At 58.9% G+C, this 21,688-nt stretch carries 18 protein-coding genes; 12 read left to right on the top strand and 6 right to left on the bottom strand.

Annotated elements, in window-relative coordinates:
- Nucleotides 1–11: 11 nt before the first annotated feature.
- Both IC757_RS08130 and IC757_RS08125 read left to right on the top strand, forming a co-directional pair.
- Nucleotides 12–989: a threonine dehydratase gene (locus tag IC757_RS08130; protein WP_190976823.1), complete on the top strand. Its 978-nt coding sequence runs from the start codon at nucleotides 12–14 to the stop codon at nucleotides 987–989.
- 2 nt (nucleotides 990–991) lie between these two features.
- Nucleotides 992–1,411, top strand: a complete 420-nt coding sequence (locus IC757_RS08125) for a GNAT family N-acetyltransferase (protein WP_190976822.1) — start codon at nucleotides 992–994, stop codon at nucleotides 1,409–1,411.
- Here IC757_RS08125 and IC757_RS08120 read toward each other — a convergent pair.
- Nucleotides 1,406–2,179 (bottom strand): YdcF family protein, encoded by a 774-nt coding sequence (locus IC757_RS08120; RefSeq protein ID WP_190976821.1) that lies wholly within the window; start codon nucleotides 2,177–2,179, stop codon nucleotides 1,406–1,408. The two genes, IC757_RS08125 and IC757_RS08120, sit on opposite strands and share 6 nt — an antisense overlap.
- A 257-nt stretch (nucleotides 2,180–2,436) precedes the next feature.
- Nucleotides 2,437–3,498: an AraC family transcriptional regulator gene (locus tag IC757_RS08115; RefSeq protein ID WP_190976820.1), complete on the bottom strand. Its 1,062-nt coding sequence runs from the start codon at nucleotides 3,496–3,498 to the stop codon at nucleotides 2,437–2,439.
- A 141-nt stretch (nucleotides 3,499–3,639) separates the two neighbouring features.
- Here IC757_RS08115 and IC757_RS08110 point away from each other — a divergent pair, with 141 nt between their 5' ends.
- The 4 genes from IC757_RS08110 (at nucleotide 3,640) to IC757_RS08095 (ending at nucleotide 9,552) form a co-directional block, all read left to right on the top strand.
- The gene (locus tag IC757_RS08110; protein WP_190976819.1) at nucleotides 3,640–6,054 is read left to right on the top strand and encodes an efflux RND transporter permease subunit; all 2,415 of its coding nucleotides are present in this window, start codon (nucleotides 3,640–3,642) and stop codon (nucleotides 6,052–6,054) included.
- A 24-nt stretch (nucleotides 6,055–6,078) separates the two neighbouring features.
- Entirely contained in the window at nucleotides 6,079–6,897 is an 819-nt protein-coding gene (locus tag IC757_RS08105; protein ID WP_190976818.1) for an outer membrane lipoprotein-sorting protein, read from the top strand.
- Nucleotides 6,894–8,225, top strand: a complete 1,332-nt coding sequence (locus IC757_RS08100; protein WP_190976817.1) for a DUF1302 family protein — start codon at nucleotides 6,894–6,896, stop codon at nucleotides 8,223–8,225. Before IC757_RS08105 ends, IC757_RS08100 begins: the two co-directional genes overlap by 4 nt.
- Before the next feature lie 442 nt (nucleotides 8,226–8,667).
- Entirely contained in the window at nucleotides 8,668–9,552 is an 885-nt protein-coding gene (locus tag IC757_RS08095; RefSeq protein WP_190976816.1) for a TlpA family protein disulfide reductase, read from the top strand.
- Between the two features lie 62 nt (nucleotides 9,553–9,614).
- Here IC757_RS08095 and IC757_RS08090 read toward each other — a convergent pair whose 3' ends face one another.
- Nucleotides 9,615–10,103: a hypothetical protein gene (locus IC757_RS08090; protein WP_223846314.1), complete on the bottom strand. Its 489-nt coding sequence runs from the start codon at nucleotides 10,101–10,103 to the stop codon at nucleotides 9,615–9,617.
- Between the two features lie 321 nt (nucleotides 10,104–10,424).
- On the opposite strand from IC757_RS08090, the gene IC757_RS08085 reads away from it, so the two are divergent.
- The 4 genes from IC757_RS08085 to IC757_RS08070 all read left to right on the top strand — a co-directional run bounded on the left by IC757_RS08085 (nucleotide 10,425) and on the right by IC757_RS08070 (nucleotide 13,949).
- Nucleotides 10,425–10,814 (top strand): DUF6463 family protein, encoded by a 390-nt coding sequence (locus IC757_RS08085; RefSeq protein WP_223846313.1) that lies wholly within the window; start codon nucleotides 10,425–10,427, stop codon nucleotides 10,812–10,814.
- The gene (locus tag IC757_RS08080) at nucleotides 10,811–11,359 is read left to right on the top strand and encodes a TetR/AcrR family transcriptional regulator (protein ID WP_190976814.1); all 549 of its coding nucleotides are present in this window, start codon (nucleotides 10,811–10,813) and stop codon (nucleotides 11,357–11,359) included. The genes IC757_RS08085 and IC757_RS08080 overlap by 4 nt, the downstream gene beginning before the upstream one ends.
- Before the next feature lie 107 nt (nucleotides 11,360–11,466).
- Nucleotides 11,467–12,597: a cyclopropane fatty acyl phospholipid synthase gene (gene cfa / locus IC757_RS08075; protein ID WP_190976813.1), complete on the top strand. Its 1,131-nt coding sequence runs from the start codon at nucleotides 11,467–11,469 to the stop codon at nucleotides 12,595–12,597.
- Complete coding sequence (locus IC757_RS08070; RefSeq protein ID WP_190976812.1) at nucleotides 12,597–13,949, top strand: FAD-binding oxidoreductase; 1,353 nt, start codon at nucleotides 12,597–12,599, stop codon at nucleotides 13,947–13,949. Before cfa ends, IC757_RS08070 begins: the two co-directional genes overlap by 1 nt.
- Nucleotides 13,950–14,366: 417 nt before the next feature.
- On the opposite strand, the gene IC757_RS08065 is transcribed toward IC757_RS08070, so the two are convergent.
- The gene (locus IC757_RS08065; protein ID WP_190976811.1) at nucleotides 14,367–15,989 is read right to left on the bottom strand and encodes a hypothetical protein; all 1,623 of its coding nucleotides are present in this window, start codon (nucleotides 15,987–15,989) and stop codon (nucleotides 14,367–14,369) included.
- Nucleotides 15,990–16,757: 768 nt separating this feature from the next.
- Between IC757_RS08065 and IC757_RS08060 the strand changes: the two genes are divergently transcribed.
- Together IC757_RS08060 and IC757_RS08055 are read left to right on the top strand one after the other, a co-directional pair.
- A complete protein-coding gene (locus tag IC757_RS08060; protein ID WP_190976810.1) occupies nucleotides 16,758–17,033 on the top strand; it encodes a hypothetical protein in 276 nt (91 codons plus the stop codon).
- A gap of 78 nt (nucleotides 17,034–17,111) precedes the next feature.
- Nucleotides 17,112–17,507: a hypothetical protein gene (locus tag IC757_RS08055; protein ID WP_190976809.1), complete on the top strand. Its 396-nt coding sequence runs from the start codon at nucleotides 17,112–17,114 to the stop codon at nucleotides 17,505–17,507.
- Between the two features lie 136 nt (nucleotides 17,508–17,643).
- Here IC757_RS08055 and IC757_RS08050 read toward each other — a convergent pair whose 3' ends face one another.
- A complete protein-coding gene (locus IC757_RS08050; protein WP_190976808.1) occupies nucleotides 17,644–17,871 on the bottom strand; it encodes a hypothetical protein in 228 nt (75 codons plus the stop codon).
- 199 nt (nucleotides 17,872–18,070) lie between these two features.
- A complete protein-coding gene (locus IC757_RS08045) occupies nucleotides 18,071–21,607 on the bottom strand; it encodes a DUF6517 family protein (RefSeq protein WP_190976807.1) in 3,537 nt (1,178 codons plus the stop codon).
- Nucleotides 21,608–21,688 lie beyond the last annotated feature (81 nt).

Raw genomic sequence — 21,688 nt, 5'->3', positions numbered from 1 at the left:
GGTCTTTGTTCATGAATCCGGGCATAGAGGAGATCCAGGCGGCAACGGAGATCGTTTACTCCCATATGCCGCCAACACCCCAGTACTGCTGGCCACTGCTTTGCGAGCGTCTTGGAACCGAAGTGTGGGTTAAACACGAGAATCACACTCCGGTGGGCGCTTTCAAGATTCGTGGCGGGCTGGTTTACTTTGCCCACTTTGCAAAGACCGATGAACTCAGGCACGGGGTCGTCAGCGCGACTCGTGGCAACCATGGTCAATCTCTGGGGTTCGCTGCACGGCATTACGGCGTTCCAGCCACCGTGCTTGCCCCTCACGGCAACAGCGTGGAGAAGAATGCTGCCATGCGCGCCCTGGGCGTCGAGCTGATCGAGCACGGAGAAGACTTCCAGTCGGCTCGCGAGCAGGCAGCAAAGATTGCCCGCGATCGGGGCCTTCACATGATGGGTTCCTTCCACCCGCTACTGGTGGCCGGCGTGGCGACCTATGCCTACGAACTGATGCAGACGGTCCGAGACATTGATGTCATTTATGTGCCTATCGGTCTCGGATCGGGAATCTGTGCAATGGTGGCTGCACGCGATGCGCTTGGATTGCGCACGGAGATCGTCGGCGTGGTGTCCGCCCATGCCCGAGCCTATGCCGAATCGTTTGCCTCCGGCACAGCTATCGAATCAGATGCAGAAACAAGACTTGCCGACGGCATGGCCTGCCGTGTCCCCGATCCGGACGCCCTTGAAGTAATCTGGCGGGGTGTTCATCGCGTGGTCACGGTGACCGATGACGAAGTGGCAGCAGCCATGCGGCTTCTGTTCGAGTGTACACACAATGTAAGCGAAGGCGCGGGAGCTGCCGCTACTGCCGCCGCCATGCAGGAATGTGAAAGAAATGCCGGCCGAAAAGTCGCACTGGTGCTTTCCGGAGGCAATGTAGACCGTGAGGTATTCGCAGGAGTGCTAGCGCGCTCCTCCAGCACACCAATTGACTGAACATGAGTGAATACGAACTGATCCAATCGACACCGAGCACTGAGACCTATAGACATCTCCGCCAGGCCACGGGGCTGAGCCCCATGAGCGCGGAGGCAGCCGAGCGTGGACTGCCCAATACCTTGTTTGCGGTTCAGGTGCTTTTCAGGGGTGAGCCGGTTGGCATGGGCCGCGTGATCGGTGATGGTGGCACATTCTTTCAGGTCGTAGACATCGCGATACTTCCTGAACACCAGGGACATGGCCTGGGAAAGTCGATCATAGCGGCGATTGCCGACTATATCGACAGAGAGGTTCCAGAATCCGGGTTTGTCAGCTTGCTGGCTGACGGGGAAGCTCATCACTTGTATCGAAAGTACGGGTTTACCTTCACAGGCCCGGCCTGTGTTGGCATGAAGCTGATCAAATCGACCCGGCTATGAAAGCCTCACTCGGTACCAAAGTCGTCCCAGGTATTCACGCAGGGCATGTGTGGTTCCCACCATGGCCTCGGCAGTGGGTACCCAGCCAAGGATTGCCGGGTCATGTCCCTCGGTGGCAATGAAGTCTGTCGCGACCGGCACCACGTCAATATCAACACTTCGGAAAGTGAGAACCGCGCGATGCATGTGCGTGGCCGAGGTCACCAGAATGGCACGTTCCCAGCCTTGCTCGGACATTGTATTGGCACTGAACCGTGCATTCTGCAGGGTGTTGCGGCTGTCAGCCTCCACGTGGATGGCTGAGTCCGGCACGCCCCAGAGCATCAGAAGTTCCCGCGCATACCAGGATTCGGCCTCCAGCCCCGGCTGGGGAAACACATTGCCCCCGGTCAGCAGAATGTGTTCAGCCTTGCCGGCCTGGTACAGACGCAACGCATGTAGCAGGCGGTCAGATCCGGTGGAGAGGCGTGCATATTCTCTAGGTGGGTAGGGCAAGCCCAGGCCGCCACCCAGAACGATCATCACATCCGCCTTGTCAACAACCTCAACCGGCAGCGACTCGTACTCCCTCTCCAGGCTCCGCACCAGGCTGTGAGACACGCAACTGTTGCCTGCACCAAAAGCAATCACCAGCGCAACAATCACCACAGCTCGGGCAGCTCTAACCCGCCCAAGGAATAGTAGTACGGCAGCAAGAACCAGCACGCTGCTCAGTACCCCCATGGGGTAGAGAAACAGCGGAATGAACTTGGAAAGAAAGATCTCCATGCCTGATTTCCTTAGTCGAGTAGCTCATCCTTTGCTGGCTTACAGGATTATCCATGAATTAAGGCCAAAAAGCAGGCGCAGGATCCTGAATAGCCATTCAACTCTCTCCAAACTGTATTGCCGGCCCGTCGTCCCGGAATGGTCGCAGGAGGCATACGGAGCCACGAGGAGCAACTCCCCACAGGTCGTCCCGGAATCGCCGCAGGCGATATCCGGGATCTCGCACGTGGAGGTTCCACTCAAGCCCAGTCAATGCGTCATTGCTGACGATTACGATATTGCTTCGGCGTTAAACCAGTCCACCGCTTGAAAGCGTGATTGAATGCGCTTTGCTCTGAATAACCCAACAGCAGGGCAATCTCCGCCAACGGCAGAGCACCGTCGGTCATCAATTGCCTGGCCATTGTCAGCTTGACGTCGCGAATGATGTTCTGGAACGTGGTGCCTTCGGATTGCAGTCTTTGCTGAAGGGTTCTCGGGCCAATGCAAAGGCTGGCGGCAACGGCCCGGATGTCGACGGACGGTGCGCTTTGGGATACCACTGACCGGACCCGATCCCCCCACGATTCGTTTTGTCGAACGGCATCCAGCCGGCGGTCGGCATGGCCGGTCAGTGTGGACAGCAGGGAAGGGTCGGCGAATGGAATGGTGGTCTTGAGTGTGCTGGCGGAGAATGCCATCGAGCAGTCGTTTGCGGCGAATTGCGGCGTTGCCCTGAAGATAGCCTGATGGCGAGCGGTATCGTCCGGCGCGGGCCAGGAAAACCGGACCCGGGTTGGATATACCCCTTGCCTGCAGACGGTCGAAAGTGTCGTGACGATGGCCGCGAACAGAGATTCGCTCATGTGTCGATGGACATCCCTGTCGATCTCTCCGTCTGATTCCCCGCCTGGCTCTCCGGCCGGCATCTGCAGGGTGACCCGTGCGCCATCACCAAGCTTCTCGAATTCGGGGTGAGGGGGGCTGGAATACAGGGCGTGGTACCGGCACAGATTCTCCAGCGCCTCGCCCACACTCATGCTGTTAACTGCCACGGTGGCCAGGAAGTCGCTGCTGATGTGCTGCGCCAGCGCCACGCCCGCCCGAAGACCGAGGTGCTCGTCCTGGCCGATTTCAAGTGCGTGTTTCCAGATACCGGCTGCATTGATCTCCGAGTGCCCGACGTCGCGGCTCGGGTGTAGCTCTCCGGGGGGCTGTGTACCGTGTCGCACAAAGTGGTGATAGGCGCTGATGATCTGCAGGGCGGAACGGCGATAGGCTGCCTCTAAGTCGTCGGGTCGGGTGGAGATCGCCGGGTCTGTGGCCGGTTTGCCAGTCATGTGGGTTCCATCGGGTTCGGGGTATCGGGTTCGTGATGTCAGGTTCGTGAATTATCAATTTTCGGCCGCACGATATCAATCTTTACCGGTGAGGCCTCGGTAGTCTGATTCACCCATCCCGAGTGCTGATGACGCCAATCCATGACCGTGAAACGCTGGTTGCCCACCACGGCCATCTGGGCCCATGACCATCCTGTCTCCACGCTGATCCTGGTGCTGGGGCTGTCGCTTGCCATGGGCATGGGGCTGGTGCGATTGGAGATGGATTCCAGTAACGAAGCCCTGTTTCAGCGCCATGATCCGACATTGCAGGCCTACCGGGCGTTCCAGCAGCAGTTCGGTCGTAATGACCTGGTGATGGTGGCAGTGACCACCGATAAGGCCGCTTCAGCCGACTTCATGGCCACGCTGGAGCAATTGCATCGCGATCTGGAAGATCGGGTGCCCTGGCTGGATGATGTCACCAGCCTGGTCAATGCCGATTGGATGGCCTCCGGCGAGGGCGAGAGCCTGCATGTCGGCGATGTCGGTGAGCTGTGGCCGAGAGAAGGTCGGCTGGATGCCGCACGGTGGAACGAGATTGTCTCCGCTTCCCTGTATCGGGATACGCTGGTGTCGAGTGACGGCTCGATGGTGTTGCTCGTGGTGCGCGCGCTGGTCCAGCCCACCGAGGATTCTTCCCGTTCGGAGCCACGGGACTTTTTTAGTCCCGAGTCGACTGTGCTCGAGGAGGCGCCCAGTCATGGTGCCGGACAGCGGGGGCTGAACAGTGTCCAGCTCAACGAATTCGCCGGCACGATCCAGGCGATCGTGGCCGAGCACAAGGAACAGGGCCTGCAGGTGAAGGCGGCAGGCGGGCCATTGCTGGACAAATTGTATCACGACGCGATCCATCACGATGTCGGCATTCTCATGTCCGCGGCATTCCTGACCATTGCCCTGGCTCTGTACGTGCTGTTCAGGCGGGTAACCGCGGTGGCTATTCCGGTGGCCGTCATTGCTCTGGCGGTGACCAGCACGCTGGGTCTGATGGGATGGGCCGGCCTGCCGTTCACCCCGGTCACTCAGGCCCTGCCGGCACTGCTGCTCATGGCCGGCGTACTCGATGCCGTGCACCTGTTCGGGTTGTTTTATGTCGAAAGGCGAAACGGCGTCGACACGCGCGAAGCCATCATGAACTCCGTTGCCCATAGTGGCATGGCGGTGCTGTTCACCAGCCTGACCACGGCAGCCGGATTTCTCGCCTTCACCGTGGCGCGCATGAAGCCGATTGCGGATTTCGGCTGGATCGCGGCCTTCGGCATCATGCTGGTGTTCGTCTATACGCTGATGCTGATGCCCGCGCTGATCCGCCTGCTGCCCGGTCGCATCTCGGCATCGGATCAGGCCACCCGTACACTGTGGCCGGGGGCGACACGATGGATGCGGCGGTTTGCCGGCATCGGGGTGAGGCATCCCCTGAAGGTCATGGCCGTTGTCGTGGTGCTGATCGTCGGGGCACTGCCCGGGGTGATGAAAGTCGAGTTCTCCTACGACGTTCTCAACTGGTTTCCGGAAGACACACCGATCAGGGTCGACACGCTGGCCATCGACGAGCGGATCCAGGCGACCGTGCCCCTGGAAGTGATTGTCGACACGCAGCGCGAAGACGGCATTCTGACGCCTGAGTTCATGTCCGCACTCAGGCAGTTTCAGGACCAGGCCGAATCGATCGAATCGCCCGGGGTGAAGGTTGGGCGTGCCACCTCGATTGTGGATGTGCTGGAGAGAATTCACTCGCAGTTGGCCGACATGGGTTCGAATCAGACCCTTCCGACCAGCCAGAACCTGATCCATCAACAGTTTGTTCTTTATGAAAGCGCCGGCCCCAGGGAAATCACCCGGTTGGTCGACCGGGACTATTCCACTGCCAGAATCACGCTGCGGCTGGCTTATGCCGACGGGCGCGACATGGTGCCCCTGCGCGAGACGATTGAAACGATGGCCACGGAGATTTTCTCCGATTATGGGGAGGTGACCGTCACCGGCACCGTGGACCTGGTGGCGACGGGCACGATCGATCTGATAGAAAGCATGAGCGACAGCTATCTGTTTGCCGCCATCAGCATCACGCTGATGCTGATCGTGCTCTGGCGCTCCATCAGCCTCGGTGTGCTGGCCATCATTCCCAACTTCATCGTGATCTACCTGGCGCTGGCGGTCATGGGCTACACCGGCATGGACATCAATCTGATTACCGTGCTGCTGGGGGGCATCGCGCTCGGACTGGCGGTGGACGATACCGTCCATCTGATCAACGGCGTCCGCAATCGAATGGTGCAGGAAAACCTCTCGCTGGAGCGTGCCGTGAATGAAACAGTCCGGGTGATCGCGCCCTTGCTGCTGATGACCACCCTGGTTCTTGCCGGCGGCTTTTCCCTGTTTTCCCTGTCGATGATGTCGGCGCTTCAGAGTTTCGGGGTCTTGCTGGCCTTCACCATTGTGCTGGCCCTGTTGTTCGACCTCTTCGTCATTCCTGCACTGATGTCGATTCGTGCGGGTAGATCCAGATTCTGACAGTACAACTCATCGAGGAACCTCATGTTGACCGCAAGAACAATGATCCTGATGGCCCTGATGGCTCCGCTGATTGCGACGGGCCTTGTGTTCAGCTTGCCCGCTCATGCTGAAGATGACGAGGGCCGACGCATCATGACCGATGTCGATAACCGCTATCGCGGGGAGACCTGGTCCATGGAGGTCGATCTGCTGCTGACCGACGACCGGGGCAGGGAAAGGCGTCGCAGTCTGAGAATGCTGGGAAAGATGTTTGGTGATGACGAGCGCACGCTGACCTATGTCACCGCACCGTCGCGACTGCGCGGCATCGGCATTCTGACCTATGACTGGGACGACCCGGCGCGCGATAACGAGTCCTGGCTCTACCTGCCTGACCTGGGCCGGGTGACGCGACTGACCACCGCCAACCGCGCGGACTATTTTCTCGGCACGGACTTCACCTATGGCGATCTGGAAGGCCTGGAGGTCGAGGATTTCGACTACGAAGTGGACCGGGAGGCCGGCAACGATGATGAGATGGTGGTCATTGCCGTTCCCCGCGACAGAGACATAGTGGACAAGTACGGCTATCAGAGAATCCAGTACTGGGTGGATACGGAAAAAGACGTGGTGGTCCGGGCGAAGTACTGGATGAAGAACGAAGGATGGATCAAATACTACAGCCAGTTCGACTTCGAAATAATCGATGGTGTGTGGCTGTCGGCCAGAGAGCAGATGGTCATGACCCGCAACGACAGCCGGGTCCATTCCACCGTGATTCTGCGTGGTGATGCCACCATCAATCTCGATATCCCCGACAACGCGTTCACAACCCATGGGTTGGAGCGGGCGGCTGAATGAGACGCTATCGACTCGGCCTGCCCGTGCTGCTGTTGTTCTGGGCCGGTACGGTGTCAGCCCAGGACTTCTTCGAGAAAATCGAGGCCGAGCCGGCCCGATCCGACTCGGAGTCCAGCCGGATCTGGGGCTTTTCGGGCAGGCTCACACAGCGCTTTCACTATGCGCTGGCCGATCCCCCCGATGCCTTCCCGTTTCGTCGGGATGGGGCGGGAATGGCTTCACGTCGTCACGATCTGCAACTGGAGGCGAGGTATCGCCCGAGCAGCGATGTGAGCGTTCAGCTTGCCGCTCGGGCCAGTCATGATGCCGAGTTGCAGGACACCACCCGTCTGGAAGTGGATCAGAGCTATGTCGAGTGGGGCATCACGCCTTCGTTGAATATCAAGACCGGGCGGCAGCGGGTTTCCCTGGGCGAGTCTTCCTTCTTTCAGTTGGCCGATCGGATCAATCCGGTGGATGAGCGCGTGTTCGGACTGGCCGAGTTGCGCGAGACCCTGGTGCCCGTGGCGGCAACACGACTCAGCCACTACCAGGCCCGTAGCGGGCTTGATGTGGTCGTTCTGCATGAGTTCCGGTCCAATCGCTACGATGAACCGCACGGTGATTTCGATCCCTATATCGGGCAGCGTGGGCTACCCGATCCACTTCATCCCGGTCAATTTCACCCCAGTCAATTTCACCCCGATCAGATTGACAAAGAACGGCCCGATATCAGTCTCTCGAATCCCGATCTGGCCGCCCGACTGTTCTGGTCTCGCCCGTGGGGAGACATCGGGCTGTTCGCTTCCCGCCTGCACAGCCGGCTCGCCGTGCCGGCCCATCAGCCAGAAGGCCGGCTGGTACTGGACTATTCACGGGCTACCATTCTGGGCGCCAGTGTCAATCGGGTATTTGGCGACTGGCTCCTGAAATCGGAGTATGCATTCAGTGATGATGCCAGCCATCATGCCGTTCGCGACGGGCAGGCCCATGAGCTGATGGTGGGTGGACGCTATACCGGCATCTCGAACCTGACCCTGGATATTGAACTGCTGGGCTCGCGCATCAGCCCATCCGGTGCATCCGGATCAGAAGGCGCCTCAAACATCAGGGCAGCAGCAAGTATCGAGTACGAGATGCTCAATGACGATCTTGTGGCGAGTCTCGCCTACCAGTACTGGACATCGGGTTCGGGTTCAATGATCCGGATGAGACTCGATTATGCAGTACGCGATGAGCTGGGGGTCTTTGCCGGATTCATTCGGTATGGCGCCGGCTCGGAAGAGGCCATGCTATGGCCATACCGAGATAACGATCGCGTGTTTGCAGGGCTTTCGCTGAGTTTCTGACAGTGCGGCCCTCTACAACCCTCAATCTTACTATTAACCCGGCACGAATGTAGATCACATTCAGGGCTTCAATCAGGGCCCGAATCAAGGCGTCGCTCGCCGCCAAGGGTGATTCCCTTGGCAAGAGCGAGAACGCAGAGTCGGGCCCTGATTGAAGCCCCTAACTATCTGATTCTAAAAAGTCAGGCCGCAGTGTGCGCTTCGGCAGACTGCGTTATCGAAACTTGCTGTAGGAGTGCTACAGCGGCGTTTCGCTGCCTTGCTGCCGAAGCGCACACTGCGGCTGAATGCGATCTACATTCGTGCCGGGTTAATAATGCGGTCACTAATCAGCTTCTCAGCGAGACACAGGATCATCCTGGCATGGGCAAATCTGCAGGCGTCCACAACCCGGCCAGGCTCCATGAACCGTCTCGTTCTATCGGGAAAGTGAGCAGAATCAATGCATATCCTTGACCAAGGCATCTCCATTGGTCCGCTGGGTTTCAGCCTCGGCACCCTGCTGTTCCTGGTTGCGGCCAGCCTCGCGCTGGCTGCCGGAGCCTGGTTGGGTCGTCGCCGTGAGCTACCGGTCAACAACGCCTTGTTCAACCTGATGTTCGTCAGCCTGGTCGCCGCCCGAGTCGTATTCGTGCTGCGTTACTGGGGCAGCTTTGGCGGCCCGCTTGACATGATCGACATCCGCGACCGGGGCTTTGATCCCTTGGGCGGCCTCGTGGCCGCCGCCATGGTGCTGGCCTGGATGGCGTGGCGCGAGCGCAGGCAGCTTTTGCCAGTGCTGATGGCCGGCAGCACGGGGCTGCTCGCGTGGGGCTCGGCCGTGGGCATCGCGATTTTGGTAACAGGCGAAGTGGAACGGCTACCGGAAATCAATGCGATGAGCCTGGCCGGCGAACCGGTCAGCCTGGCGGCCCTGGGTCCGGAACAGGGCCGCCCGCTGGTCCTAAACGTCTGGGCTACGTGGTGCCCACCCTGTCGACGCGAAATGCCGGTCCTCGAAGAAGCGCAGCGTGCGCATTCCGACATTGCCATTGTCCTGCTCAATCAGGGCGAGGACCACGCCTCGGTGGACTATTTCCTGCACACCCAGGGACTGGAACTCGATTATGTGTTGCTCGATCGTGACAACCTCTTCTCACCGCTGGCGGGTGTGCGTGCACTGCCCACGACGCTGTTCTACGACGCCTCCGGTCGGCTCAGACGCCAGCACGTTGGCGAGCTGTCAGGCGCCACGCTCAGCCGCCACATCGAGGGGCTCGAACGCTGGCAAGTTCCCATAGAGTCTGATTCCCGTTCAGCCGGACATCAGCCTCGGTCAGTGAATTAGAGGCAGCGCACTGTGCGGGAACAGGCGAATCCGGAACAGGCATCGAATCATTCCCCAACAGTTCACGGACTCTTGAGCTTCTCCGCGAGGTACAGGATGACCCAGGCGTGGACAAGGCTGCAGGCGACCACCACGCCCGCCGCGCTCCATGACCAGTCTCGTTCCATCAGGAAAGCCAGCAGAATAAGCATCAGGCCGGTTACGGCAATGGGGAAGCTGACCGTTAGCGGGGCCGGGGTGTACTGGAGTAGGTAGTAGAGGGGCAGCAGACCAATCAGATAGATGGGCAAGCCGACCAGGGAAAGAACCAGGGAAATTCCGAAAACGCCCTCGAGATCGAGTGAGGCGTCATTGAAGTACATCTCGGACAGATGGATTCCCATAATGAGCAAGAACGGGAGGGCCAGCACTGCGACCAGAAAAGCGGTGACGACCTGCCATTCAGCCAGCCAGAAGGCCAGTGCGACGATCAGCAGCAGGAACGCCAGTGGCAGTAGTTGGTTCAGTGGGTTTGGTTCTTTCGGGGGTCTGACCGTCTTGAATTCGTGCATGGGTTCCCGGGGTCCGGATTGCTGTGGAGGTGTGTCTGGATGATCGCTCCCGGTGCCAATGACGACTTTCGCGCCGGCGTGTGGGGGCTGGATTGGCGTGGTCTGGCCGTGAACCTGGGCGCTTGCCATCAGGGTGTCTGGAAACGATGCTCCCCAGGCCAGCACAAGTGCCAGCATGGCAGGGAGGATCATCATGTGGGCTGAGCGCCAGGGCTTCACGGTCTTTTCTTCAGTCCTTTGTCGGTTTCGTATTTCTTGACGGGCACTGGAGAATACCATACCGTATGGTATTGTTTCTTGTGAACTCGAAGGATTGGATACGTGATTTCATTGGCCAAGTACAGCGGCTGGTATCTTCTGGCGACCGGCATCATTCACAACACCATTGGATTGGTGACGGGCTGGGGCATCATCGCCGGTATTCATGCCGATGGCTGGTGGAACAGCATCCAGACCGGTGGTGAAATGGATTTTGCCCGCAGTGCCATGCTGTGGTTTCTGGTTCTGGGCTTTTTCTGGATGATGCTGGGTCACCTGATGCAGCAGTGGTTGAATCACACCGGCCGTCCGCTGCCGGCCCAGATCGGCTGGGGACTGCTGGCCAATGGTGTCCTGGTGGCCATGGTGCTGCCGGCCTCCGGTGCCTGGCTGGTGATCGCACAGGGTTTGTTGATCCTGCTGGGTGGACGCAAGTCAGAGCCGGCGCGGTGACCCTGTCGCGGGACGACTGGCTGGAGCGGGGGCTGACCGTCCTGGCTCGCCTGGGGCCGGAACATCTGAAAGTGGATCGGCTCTGTGCCCACCTGAAGGTCACCAAGGGATCTTTCTATCACCATTTCGCGCACCGCGAGGCTTACGTGGAAGCGTTGATGGATTACTGGCGGCAACGCAACACGCGCAGCATTATCGAGGCAGTCGAAGCCATCGAAACTTCTCACAAGCAAAGTTTTACGCTATCGCAGTTGGTGCGCAGCGCAGATACCGGCCCGGAGAACGCCATCCGCGCCTGGGCTCGTTACGACGACGACGTGGCCGTGCGCCTGGAGGCCGTGGACCAGGAGCGGGTGGATTTTCTGACCCGACTGATTGCAGCGCAACTGCGCGATTCCGCTCAAGCGGCACTGGTCGCGAAACTGGTGTACGCCCACTTTGTCGGGGTACAGCAGTTGAACGGACTGGTCAGCGCCGAAGAGTGGCGAGCCATGGACCAGCTGTTGCAGCGCGCCCTGACCGCGCCAGGTGAATTGAAGTCCTGACGTCTTGACCGCGTGACTATTGGCGATTTAGTCTTTCCGAAAGTCTGTCGGGCTGGCATCCCGGCAGGTCCCGTTCCGAACACACGATTTCTAGCGAGGATTCGGCTGTGTCGGCAAGAGAAAAGGTGACTGCTTTACTGGAGTTCGCCGGCGTCGAGGTCGGCGGGGGACGGCCCTGGGACATCCAGGTGCATGATGAGCGTCTCTACGATCGGATCATGGCCGAGGGTTCGCTGGGCGCGGGCGAGGCTTACATGGACGGCTGGTGGGATGTCGACGAGCTCGACGAGTTCTTCTGCCGGCTTTTGAAAGCGCGGCTGGATCGGAAAGTGCGGTCGCCGGCCGTACTCGGACAGGTGCTGTTGAGCAGGCTGGGCAATCTCCAGAGCCGGCGCCGGTCGCGGAAAGTGGCCGAACAGCATTACGATCTTTCCAATCGGCTTTACGAAGCCATGCTGGGGCCGACCATGCAGTACACCTGTGCCTACTATGGCCCCGACGGCAGCAAGGCCACGCTGGACGAGGCGCAGCAGGCCAAGCTGTCGCTGATTGCGCGCAAGCTGCACCTGGAGCCGGGCATGAAGGTGCTCGAGCTGGGTGGCGGCTTCGGTGAGCTGGCGCGCTATCTTGCCGCCGAGCATGACTGCGAAGTCGTCAGTTACAACATCAGCAGGCGCCAGGTGGAGTATGCGCGCGGGCTCTGCGACGGTCTGCCGGTGCAAATCCGTGAGCAGGACTATCGCGACGCGGCCGGCGATTCCGTTCAGTACGATCGCGTGGTGAGCATTGGCCTGATGGAACATGTCGGGCCGAAGAACTACCGCGGCTTCTTCGACCTGGCCAGAGAGCGGCTCAAGCCGGGCGGGCTGGCGCTGATACACACCATTGGCGGCAATGTCAGTCGCAACGATGTGGACCCGTGGATCGGCAAGTACATTTTTCCCTACGGCGTGATTCCTTCCGTCGCACAGCTTGCCTCGGCCCTTGATGGCCGCTTCGTGCTGGAAGACTGGCACAACTTCGGACCCGACTATGACCGCACGCTCAGGGGCTGGGAGGCCAATTTTCGTGCCGCCTGGCCGGAGCTGTCTGACAGGGAAGGGCTGGACGAGCGCTTCTACCGCATGTGGCGCTATTACCTGCTGAGTTGCGCCGGCGCCTTCCGGGCCCGTGGTCTGAATCTTTGGCAGATGGTCCTGAGCCTCGGCGATGTGTCTCGCTATGAGCCGGTGCGCTGATGGCTGATCGTTCATCTCATGGCGCCACCTGGTCCGCGCATCATGCACGAGTCAGGGCCGTTGCCAACGCCCTGTCAGAATCCACCGGACCGGTCCGTTTGAGAAAGCGAACCAGCAACCTGTTTCGCCCGCGCGCGGAGTTGAAGCGCACCGAACTCGACGTGACCCATCTCAACCATGTCATTGATGTCGACAGCGGGGCAGGGGTGGCCGAAGTCGAAGGCATGACCACCTACGTCGACCTGGTCGACGCCACCTTGCCGCACGGCTTCGCGCCGGCCATCGTGCCGGAGTTGAAGAGCATCACCGTGGGCGGGGCGGTGACCGGCCTGGGCATCGAATCCAGTGCTTTTCGCTACGGGCTGGTCCATGACACCGTTCGGGAGCTGGACGTGCTGGTCGCCGATGGCCGTGTCCTCACCTGTTCACCCGACAGGGAATCGGACCTGTTCTTTGGGTTTCCGAACTCCTATGGCAGTCTGGGCTATGCCACCCGCGTTCGCGTTGATTTGATTCCGGTGCAGCCTTGGGTGCGCCTGGAACATACGCGCTACCGCGACCCCGATGCCCTGTTCGAGGCCATGGCGGCCGAATGTGGACAGCCGGGCTGTGATTATCTCGACGGCGTCTACTTCGCGCCCGATGATTGGGTGCTCACGCGTGCATACCTTGTAGAGTCGCTGCCTGCCGGCATTGAAGCCAGTGACTACACCTGGATGCGCCAGTACTGGAAGAGCCTGCGCGAACGTGGCGAAGATTATCTGAGCATTCACGACTACCTGTGGCGCTGGGACACCGACTGGTTCTGGTGCAGCAAGAACATCGGCGCCCACCTCAAGCCCGTGCGCCTGCTGCTGGGACGAAAGCGCCTGTCCAGCATCACCTACCAGAAGATCATGCGCGCCAGTCGTCGCTTTCCACTGAGCCTGCTGCAACACGTTCGTCCGCGCACCGAATCGGTCATCCAGGACGTCGACATCCCCATCGCCAACGCCGCTGCATTCCTGGCCGACTTCGAGGCCGAGATCGGCATCCGCCCGGTCTGGATCTGCCCATTCGTGGTACCCGACGGGCGTTTCTCGCTGTTCGAACTGCGTACCGACACGGCCTATATCAATTTTGGTTTCTGGGACCTGGTGCGTTCACGCCAACCGGACGGCCACTACAACGCCCGCGTCGAGGCGCTGGTGGCCAGACACGGCGGCAAGAAAAGCCTGTATTCCAGCAGCACCTACGACGAGGAAACCTTCTGGTCCGAATACAACCAGAAGGCCTACCAGGAGCTAAAACAGAAATGCGATCCCGAGGGCCGTTTTCCAGGCCTGTATGAAAAAGCCGTAGGTCAGGGTTGAAGCAAAGGCCGTTTGCAGATGACAAAAGTATGCCTGAGTTCAAGTGGGAGAGCAGTAAGCCACTGCCATTCGAAGAACACCGAAGACCCGCATCATACTCGAGGGAGATGTATTGAAGTATGGGTCAAGCATAAGAGCTGATCTTTCAAGACTCAGTGGGGTCAAAGTGACTCGTCAGTTTGGACTCGAGCGAGTGATCGTCCTTGAAGGCACGAGTCAGGTGCTGCCCCTTTATGAAATACCAGAAGATGTGCTCAATGACCTGCTTGCAGTGCTGGAGAAGCGTGTAAACGATCTCTGATTGCAGGGCGCAAAGGCGCCTGATCGCAATCTGGCGATGGTAGGCTATTGCGGTCGTTTGCCCAACGGGGCAGGACAGCCCGGAGCTTACCGGACTGCCTGCAATCTTCGTGTGGCCTAGCGTATTCTGCCCGCGACTTCGGACAGGGCTTTCACGGATTCGGCAAGAGAGGGAGTCGCCTTTCTCAGCGCCTCACTCACGCCCTGGGCCATGATTTTGTCCAGTTGACTTTCGTCCTTTTCGAGGCGCTTCGGATCAAGCTTGTCGAGCTGCTCGTGAACCGCAAGCAGGGCGCCTCCAAAGCCGATTTCCGCCATGGGCTCCAGGTTGATCCAGGGAATGGGGTCGCCGGAGGGAATCGGCCGAGGCTTGCGCCGCCATGGGTGAAGGACATCCAGCACCAGGTCCGGCACATTCGGCCTGATCAGATCCAGCATCCATTCGAAAGCCTGGCATTGACTGGCTTCCCGGCCCAGCACATCCCGGGCATGAACACCGACATCCCATATGAACGATGTCGAAAGCTGCTGCAGGCGAGGGTGAGAGCGGCTCGACACGGCTTCGACCACATGACTGCGCAACAGAATCAACAGGGTCTTGCGACGGTTCATGCAACGAATCATGTTCGAGGGCGACAGCCAGACTGCAAGGTTGCGATAGTAGTGCTGGATCTGATCGAGGGCGGCTTCACCTTCATCGTCCCCGATAAAGCCATTCAGATTGTAGTTCACAAAATGGTGCCACGTAGCATCGGTGACGACTCGACCCACTTCGGCATCATGACCGTCATAGGCGCATATGCCTCCGAACACCTGGCAGTTCGTTGGATCCTTGAACTGTCCTCCCAATCCTTCCTCCACGGTAGATTGACTGATGATTTCCGGCCAGGGGCCATCTGAATCACTTTCACCGGGAAAGTCCGAGGCATACTCATTGCCCGGCAGAACGCACTCTCCTTCATGGGGATGGTCGGGCATGGCGGTGATCCTTCCGTCCGGGCCGCATAGCAACGGGTGCGGATACGTGCGTCGCGTGATCCCGAACCCGAAGGTATACAGCTTCGGCTGAATCCGCTGCGGAATATGGTCTGTTTCCAGGGTTGTGGCCCATTCTCCGTTTTCGGGAACGACATTGGTATCGTTCCGAGTTGCCCCGGCCATGCTAACTGTGCTGTTCTCATCGCCTTCCCACAATCGCATCCCGCGGACCCGCTTGATGCCAGAGCACATTGCTCTCCCAAGAGCACCATGGTCGCCAGTGGCGAATACACCACCACCATCATCCATGAACTCATGGAGCACATCGAGCTCTGCGCTTGTCAGAGTTTCCTCGTCGTTGTCATTTCTGCTTGCGTAGCTGGTCAGAATCCCGAACAACCAGACCTGGTCATAATCGCTTTTGGAGAAGTGACTGGAATCGTCAAACCGGAAGTTGTTGATCCTGCGCTTGATCCCGTCTGCTTCCATCAGGGTGCCATTGCCCATGTGGGCAAGCGAGATCTCGAACGTGACCCATGGGCCCGGCGGTGTGTCCAGCAGGGTTCGGACCAGTGTAGACAGGCCGAAGAAACTGTCGCCGAAGTTGAGAGAACCATCGGCCACCATCAGAATCCTGACTCGGCAGGGGCGAAGCAGCCTTGGAATGAATCGCTGGGGCTCCCTGAGCTCCAGATCGCGGTGGCGCAGAAGCGGCTCCAGGAGTCGCTGTCTGGCTATATTGGTTAGTCGACGTTGTGTCATGATGAAATTCTCCTCATCAGTAATCGATTGACTGCCTCCTGAATCCTGATGATGGAACCCCGTGCACATCAGCACAATAGGCGATCCGCGCGTATCAACGTAGGAAATTGGATCGAGGAAGGGTAAGAAAGCTATGAAGATCGCCAATTTCCAGCCATGTCACGGCCAGTCCTCATCCAGCCCTGTGTGCCGCTGGAAAGCCCGGCCCCAAGGTGGTAAAGTAAGCCACAATCCACCCCGACACGGGAAGGGGCAGGGTGGATTGTTTTGGCAGATCATGGGAGCTTGATCGTGAATACGTGCGATCTACACAGTCTTTTGGCGTTGGCGGAGTCCATCGATAGATCCTTTTGCTCATGCGATGTTTCCGCATCTCAATCCCGCACCAGGCTTGGGACAGGCAAGTGAGTGTGCCTCGAGCACCCAGCCCTGAGCTTAAGCGGCGCCATTACAGACAGAGGCCCCTTCTCAAGGGCAGCTCTCATGGTCCAGTTTCAGACTGTGTCCATTGTTAGTTTTTTCATAGGGAGGTTTGAAGATCATGGACGTAGGTGGTACTGGAAGATGGGTTGCTGGCTGGGGAACGCTTTCGCTGATTAATGCCGGGCTTGCGCAGGGAAAAGGACGCTCCGGGCTGAACTGGTGGCTCCTCTCGATTCTGCTCGGACCCGTTGCAACATTTATTCTTGTCTTGCTTCCTCCGCTTATAGCAAAAGCTGAGTAAACTCTTTCTAAACTGACTTGAAGCACCATGGAAATGAGGGGTTTATGATGAAGCGAAAGAATAGATCGATACATCTCAGGACACTCAATGCAGTATGTGCACTCCTACTGCTCGCCTCAGGTCTGGCTATTCTGTTTTCCGGTTTCCAGATCATAGCTGTCGCAGGACTGCTACTGGCCGCAGCCGGTGTCGCAACTCCGATTATAGTCAACGGGGATGGAGTGCTGGAGGTTATTACAGAGATTTTCGAGGCGATTCTTGATGGCATCCTCAGCATCTTCGAGGCGATTGCGAGTATTTTCGCTAGCCTTTTCGGATAGATGCACATGTTGGATGAAAACTATTCAAGGGTTTGGTGCATGCACTGATTGGCTGGAATCTCACCTGATCATATGTCCATGAGTATCACCATTGCCATAGTCTTGCTGATCGCTCCAACTGTCTATTTCTTTGCGCGCTACCTGTGCGATTATGGTTTCAGTTTCAGAAGCGTAGACGGGTGGGGTGTCTTCCCGATAGCCGCCGTAATTCTCTTGTCTGCAAATGTGGCTGCGTTGCTGGGCACGGAGATCGGAGTGGTTCTGAAGGAACTGCACTTTTCGAGCAGGGGTTACCTGATTTTCTTTGTTTCCGGCATTGCTTACTCTGTCGCGATCTTTCCCCGGCTTACTGCAGAAGGGATGTTGCCCAATCAGGCAGCAGCGAACTCGACGCTCCAATCACTGGTTGCGATTCCGGCCTGGCTGTGGATCATGTTGATCATGATTCTGGGATTTGTTATGTACCCAAACTGATATCGGCATCCCCTTCGATGCGGACTACGCCGAAATATGGCACCAGGACCGTTGGCACCGCATCGAGAAGCGAGATAATCAACGGGGAATAGTCATCGATGAAGAATTCAGAAAGATCAAGTCGGTGGATAACCGCCTAGTGGGCCATGCGGTTAATACGGTAACGCTCAGAGCCACTGTGCTGGCGCGAATCAAGGTGCGTTTCGCAGGGAATGGCAGCGTCCTTGCCAAGAAACGCAACGCCGAGTCGCGCCAGCACAATGACTCCCGAAGGGTCGTCGCACAAGCGCCGTGGGCAGGGCAGGCGAAACCGCATGGCGACTTTCGCGTAGCGAATGAAGCCTTGCGAGTGGAGCCGCTGCACGTGTTCCGCTCGCTTGAATTGCGACGGCCAGTTCTGCGCTCGCGCGCCTTGCCCACGACGCTTGTGCGACGGCTGAGTGTTACCTTATTAACCGCATGGCCCGCTAGTGGTGCAGTGACTCCCAATCGGAAGCGGAACACTGCGGCAGGGTGCCGGCAGTAAGTGGCTCAAGGCCACTTACTGCCGGGCCAGTGAATCATCACCGCACCGGTTCGTCGTGGAACTGCCGATACGCCGACGCAACACCCACCGCGGCGCCGAAGCTGCCATAGTGCAGCCATTCTCCGACATCGTCGTGGCGCGGGGTATAGGCCTGGTCAGCGACTGCATTGATGAATCCGCCCAGGGCGTCTTTCGCGGGCTGCAGGACCAAGTTGCTTCGGAAGAATTCCGGACGTTCGGAGTCGGTGAGGGCGCGACTCCAGATCGCCTGGTCGAATGCCTCGCCCGGGCGTCCCATCGCAAGCCCGGCCTGTGTTGTGCTGTAGGCTGCCAGCAGCATTTCCTGCTCGCTGCTAGTCAACCTTGAGCGCGAAGCTTCCGTCATCAGGCGCTCTAGTCCTTGAAGTGCGCTGTCAGGCGTTTGCGTCCGCTCCAGCACATTTACCATCTGCCCGAGAAAGTCCACCGACACTCGTTGATAGTGATCCTGCTCCAGAATTCTTTCCAGTGCATTCGAAATATCCCAGGAACCTCCGTGGGGCAGGGGGCACCAGGTGGGCTGGCAACCGGGATAGTCATCGTGAACCAGATCGACGTAATCCTGGAAGGTCAGTATTTTTCTTACCAGGTCCTGCACGTCTGCCGTGCCGAACGCGCCAATCAAATCGTCAATCATCCCGCCGACAACAACTGCCCGGGGACAGGCCGGATAATCGGAACCGATGGGCAGGTCGGGACCATCGAGATTGGCCTGGCGCACGCAAGGTCGCAGCTCGACGGAGCCGGAGTCCTGCCGGCCTTCGGCAGCGTATGTCACCATGACCACGCGCGGCTGGAAGCCTCCCTGGCCATCAGACAGATAGCTGCCGGGAATCGTGGCATTCTGTCCAAGCTGGGGCGAGCCATCTGGAGCGGCAAGTGATTGACCATCGTCGGTCAGCCACTCCATGGTTTCCAGATCAAGCCGGTTGCTGTCCGGGTCATCGCAGGTGGGTAGGTCAGCTCGGGCAGCCACCGATGTGTTCGGCGCTTCAAAACCGTCGGCCGTCAGGCCGAGTTGCACGTACCTTGGGTTGTTTCCGGCCACCCGGACTTCCAGATCGGCATCCTGGTGGGGGTCGGCCACAAAGCGGACATTGTCGATCGCAATCCGGCCGTTTCCGCCTGAACCGGCCGTAAAACGTGGCACGGCATCGGCTTGCCCAACCTCGGTATCGAACGCAATGGAATGCTGCGACCAGCCGCCGCCCAGAGAAAAGTTGTCTTGCGCGATGGACCCGAGGGTGCTTCCGCTCTCCACAGTGGCTGTCACGCTTCCAACGGTGCTATCCACGGCTCGTGCATCGAAGTGCATCTTGTAGCACTCATCGGCCCGAATAGGCGCACCCGGGAGTCCCAGGCCACGATCCGAATCGTTTTCGGGATCAATGTAGGCCGCAAATCGCCGGCCACTGCCAATGGTGGCATGGGTCAGGGCGTGCTTGTCGTAGTGTCCGCCCGGCCGGCTTTCAGTCCACGGCTCGCGGGTATCCCAGCTCTCGAAGTCCCAGGTCGCTTCTTCCTGGGCAATGACAACCCGCCTGAGATCGATGGTGCCGGCCGAAGCGAGATCGATCGAAATGTCACCGCTGGCGCCCGGGCAACCGCTGGCATCCAGCATCAGGTGGACCCAGTGGTAACCGCGGTTCTGTCCCCCCTGGCCGACATCCGACGTGGAAACGGTCTCGGCAGCACATCCGTCTATCGAGAACTCGAGGTCGGGGAGATTAGCCGTGCCGCCACTCCATGCGTACTCGATCCGCACATCGTAAATCTCGCCCAGCGCCAGGTTCAGTTCTGAATGACCAAGACCTGATGCGCCGCCAGGCTGACTGGTCGACAGCCGTGCATGGGTCTGCCAGGGTTCCTCACTGCTGTAGCCGATTTCACGGTGAAAGCCGTCGAAAGCCGGCTGCCCGGTCCAGAAAAGACGCCGCCATTCACTATTGAAATCGAGGTTGTAGATCGGACGCTGGGTAATCTGGTCGTCGATCTCCTCGTGCACGTCCAGCGCCAGGCTACCGCTGGCATTCGAACGTGCCACGTTCTGCAGCAGGTCCTGATTCTCCTCGAGCATGCACCCGGTGTCTTCATTTCGATCCTCGCCTTCCGGCCGTTGGAGCGAAGTGTCTACATCCGTTTCCAGCCAGTAGACCTCACCAGGTGGAATGTAGCCTTCCACTTCGAGAATCTGACCGATGCTGGATGCAAAGCGCAGATTACCGCCATCTCCGGGCGCAGTGGATAGGGGTGCAATAACCGCTGTGTGAGTCAGAGCACTGAATTGCAGACTGCCTGAGGCACCCGATTCTCCGTACACACTGGTGCGGTGTCCGTATGGCGGTTCGGGCTTGTCGGGATACAGTGCATACCAGTGATCGGGTCGTTCGCAGTTCGGGTTGGCCCATGTCTGAGAATCATCGGCAAGGACTTCACCTTCTGAATACAGCCTTGTTGAAGAGCCTGCGCCGTCTATGTTGTCAATCGGATTGGTCCAGACCGAATAGACGGGATCGCCAGGCTGCTCATGGCCCAGAATACTGTAGTCCACCCAGCCATAGATATCGCCCGGGGCAGGGTACTGTCCTTGACCGCACTCGATGACACGAAGATCGGAGTTGGATGCCCAGAATGCCGTTGCCTTGTCGGCATTGCAGCTATAGGTTTTGCTGTACTTCTGGTCAAAATCACCATCGGGATAGACCTCCATCGTGACCGAACTCCGGCTCCCGCAATGTGCGGCTGTCAAAGCTGTGTTGGGTCCAACCCAGGTGGCGACGCAACCTTGATAATCCGCTACGGCATGGCTCCGCGCAACCATTGTCGATTGCTCCGGCACATAGTGGTTGATGATGCGTTCCCCCGTATCCGGATCTTCGGATACCAGCGCCAGGGGCGCGATGCGCAGCTCGTCATCTTCATCATAGAGCTCGAAGGGGTGCCTGACTTCCCGGGCAATCGTTCGTATGGCATCCAGCTCGAGAACGTGAGCCAACGGATAGACGGCCACCATTGTGATGATGTCGCGCTCGCTTGACTGTCGAGCGACCATCAGTTCGACAGGCACCGAGGCGCCGGTGTGCTGTACTCCCGTGCCGCGGTACAAGCGTGCTTCTATCTGTTCACCGAGGAACTCGACTTCGGTTCTGTCCGCTTCCCGCAAATCACTGACCCGCTCATAGCCTGTCTGCATCAAGGCCAGATCCTCCGGGGAGGGCGGACGCCCGGCCGGAGCATCGTTGCCTGCCAGCCGTGGGGCAGTAATCAGGCTGAATCCGGCCATCAGCGGGCCTTTTGTCTCCGGAATCGGAAACTCGTAGCTCAAACGAACGGCAGGCGGCTGATCGGGCTCCAACTGCCACTCCTCATCGATATGGATCAGGCGATAGCCGTGCTGACTGGATAAATCGACGGGCGCAACCGCAGCCTCGGCCGATACGCTCGGATCGTAATCGCGCACCTCGCAGGCCACCAACAAGGCGCCCGCCATAAGTGCCATTGCGGGCACACGTCCCGCAACCAGAATTCGTTTCATGCTTGCCTCCATTTTTGACTCCCCACCGACTTGGTGCTTTATTCAAAAAAATGTCCTGAAACGCCATTTCAGGGAAAAAGC

Origin of the sequence: Wenzhouxiangella sp. AB-CW3, from assembly GCF_014725735.1 — a bacterium.
GTDB lineage: Bacteria > Pseudomonadota > Gammaproteobacteria > Xanthomonadales > Wenzhouxiangellaceae > Wenzhouxiangella.
The sequence above is the reverse complement of the archived record's forward strand: the minus strand, read 5'-3'. Positions and strand labels throughout refer to the sequence as shown.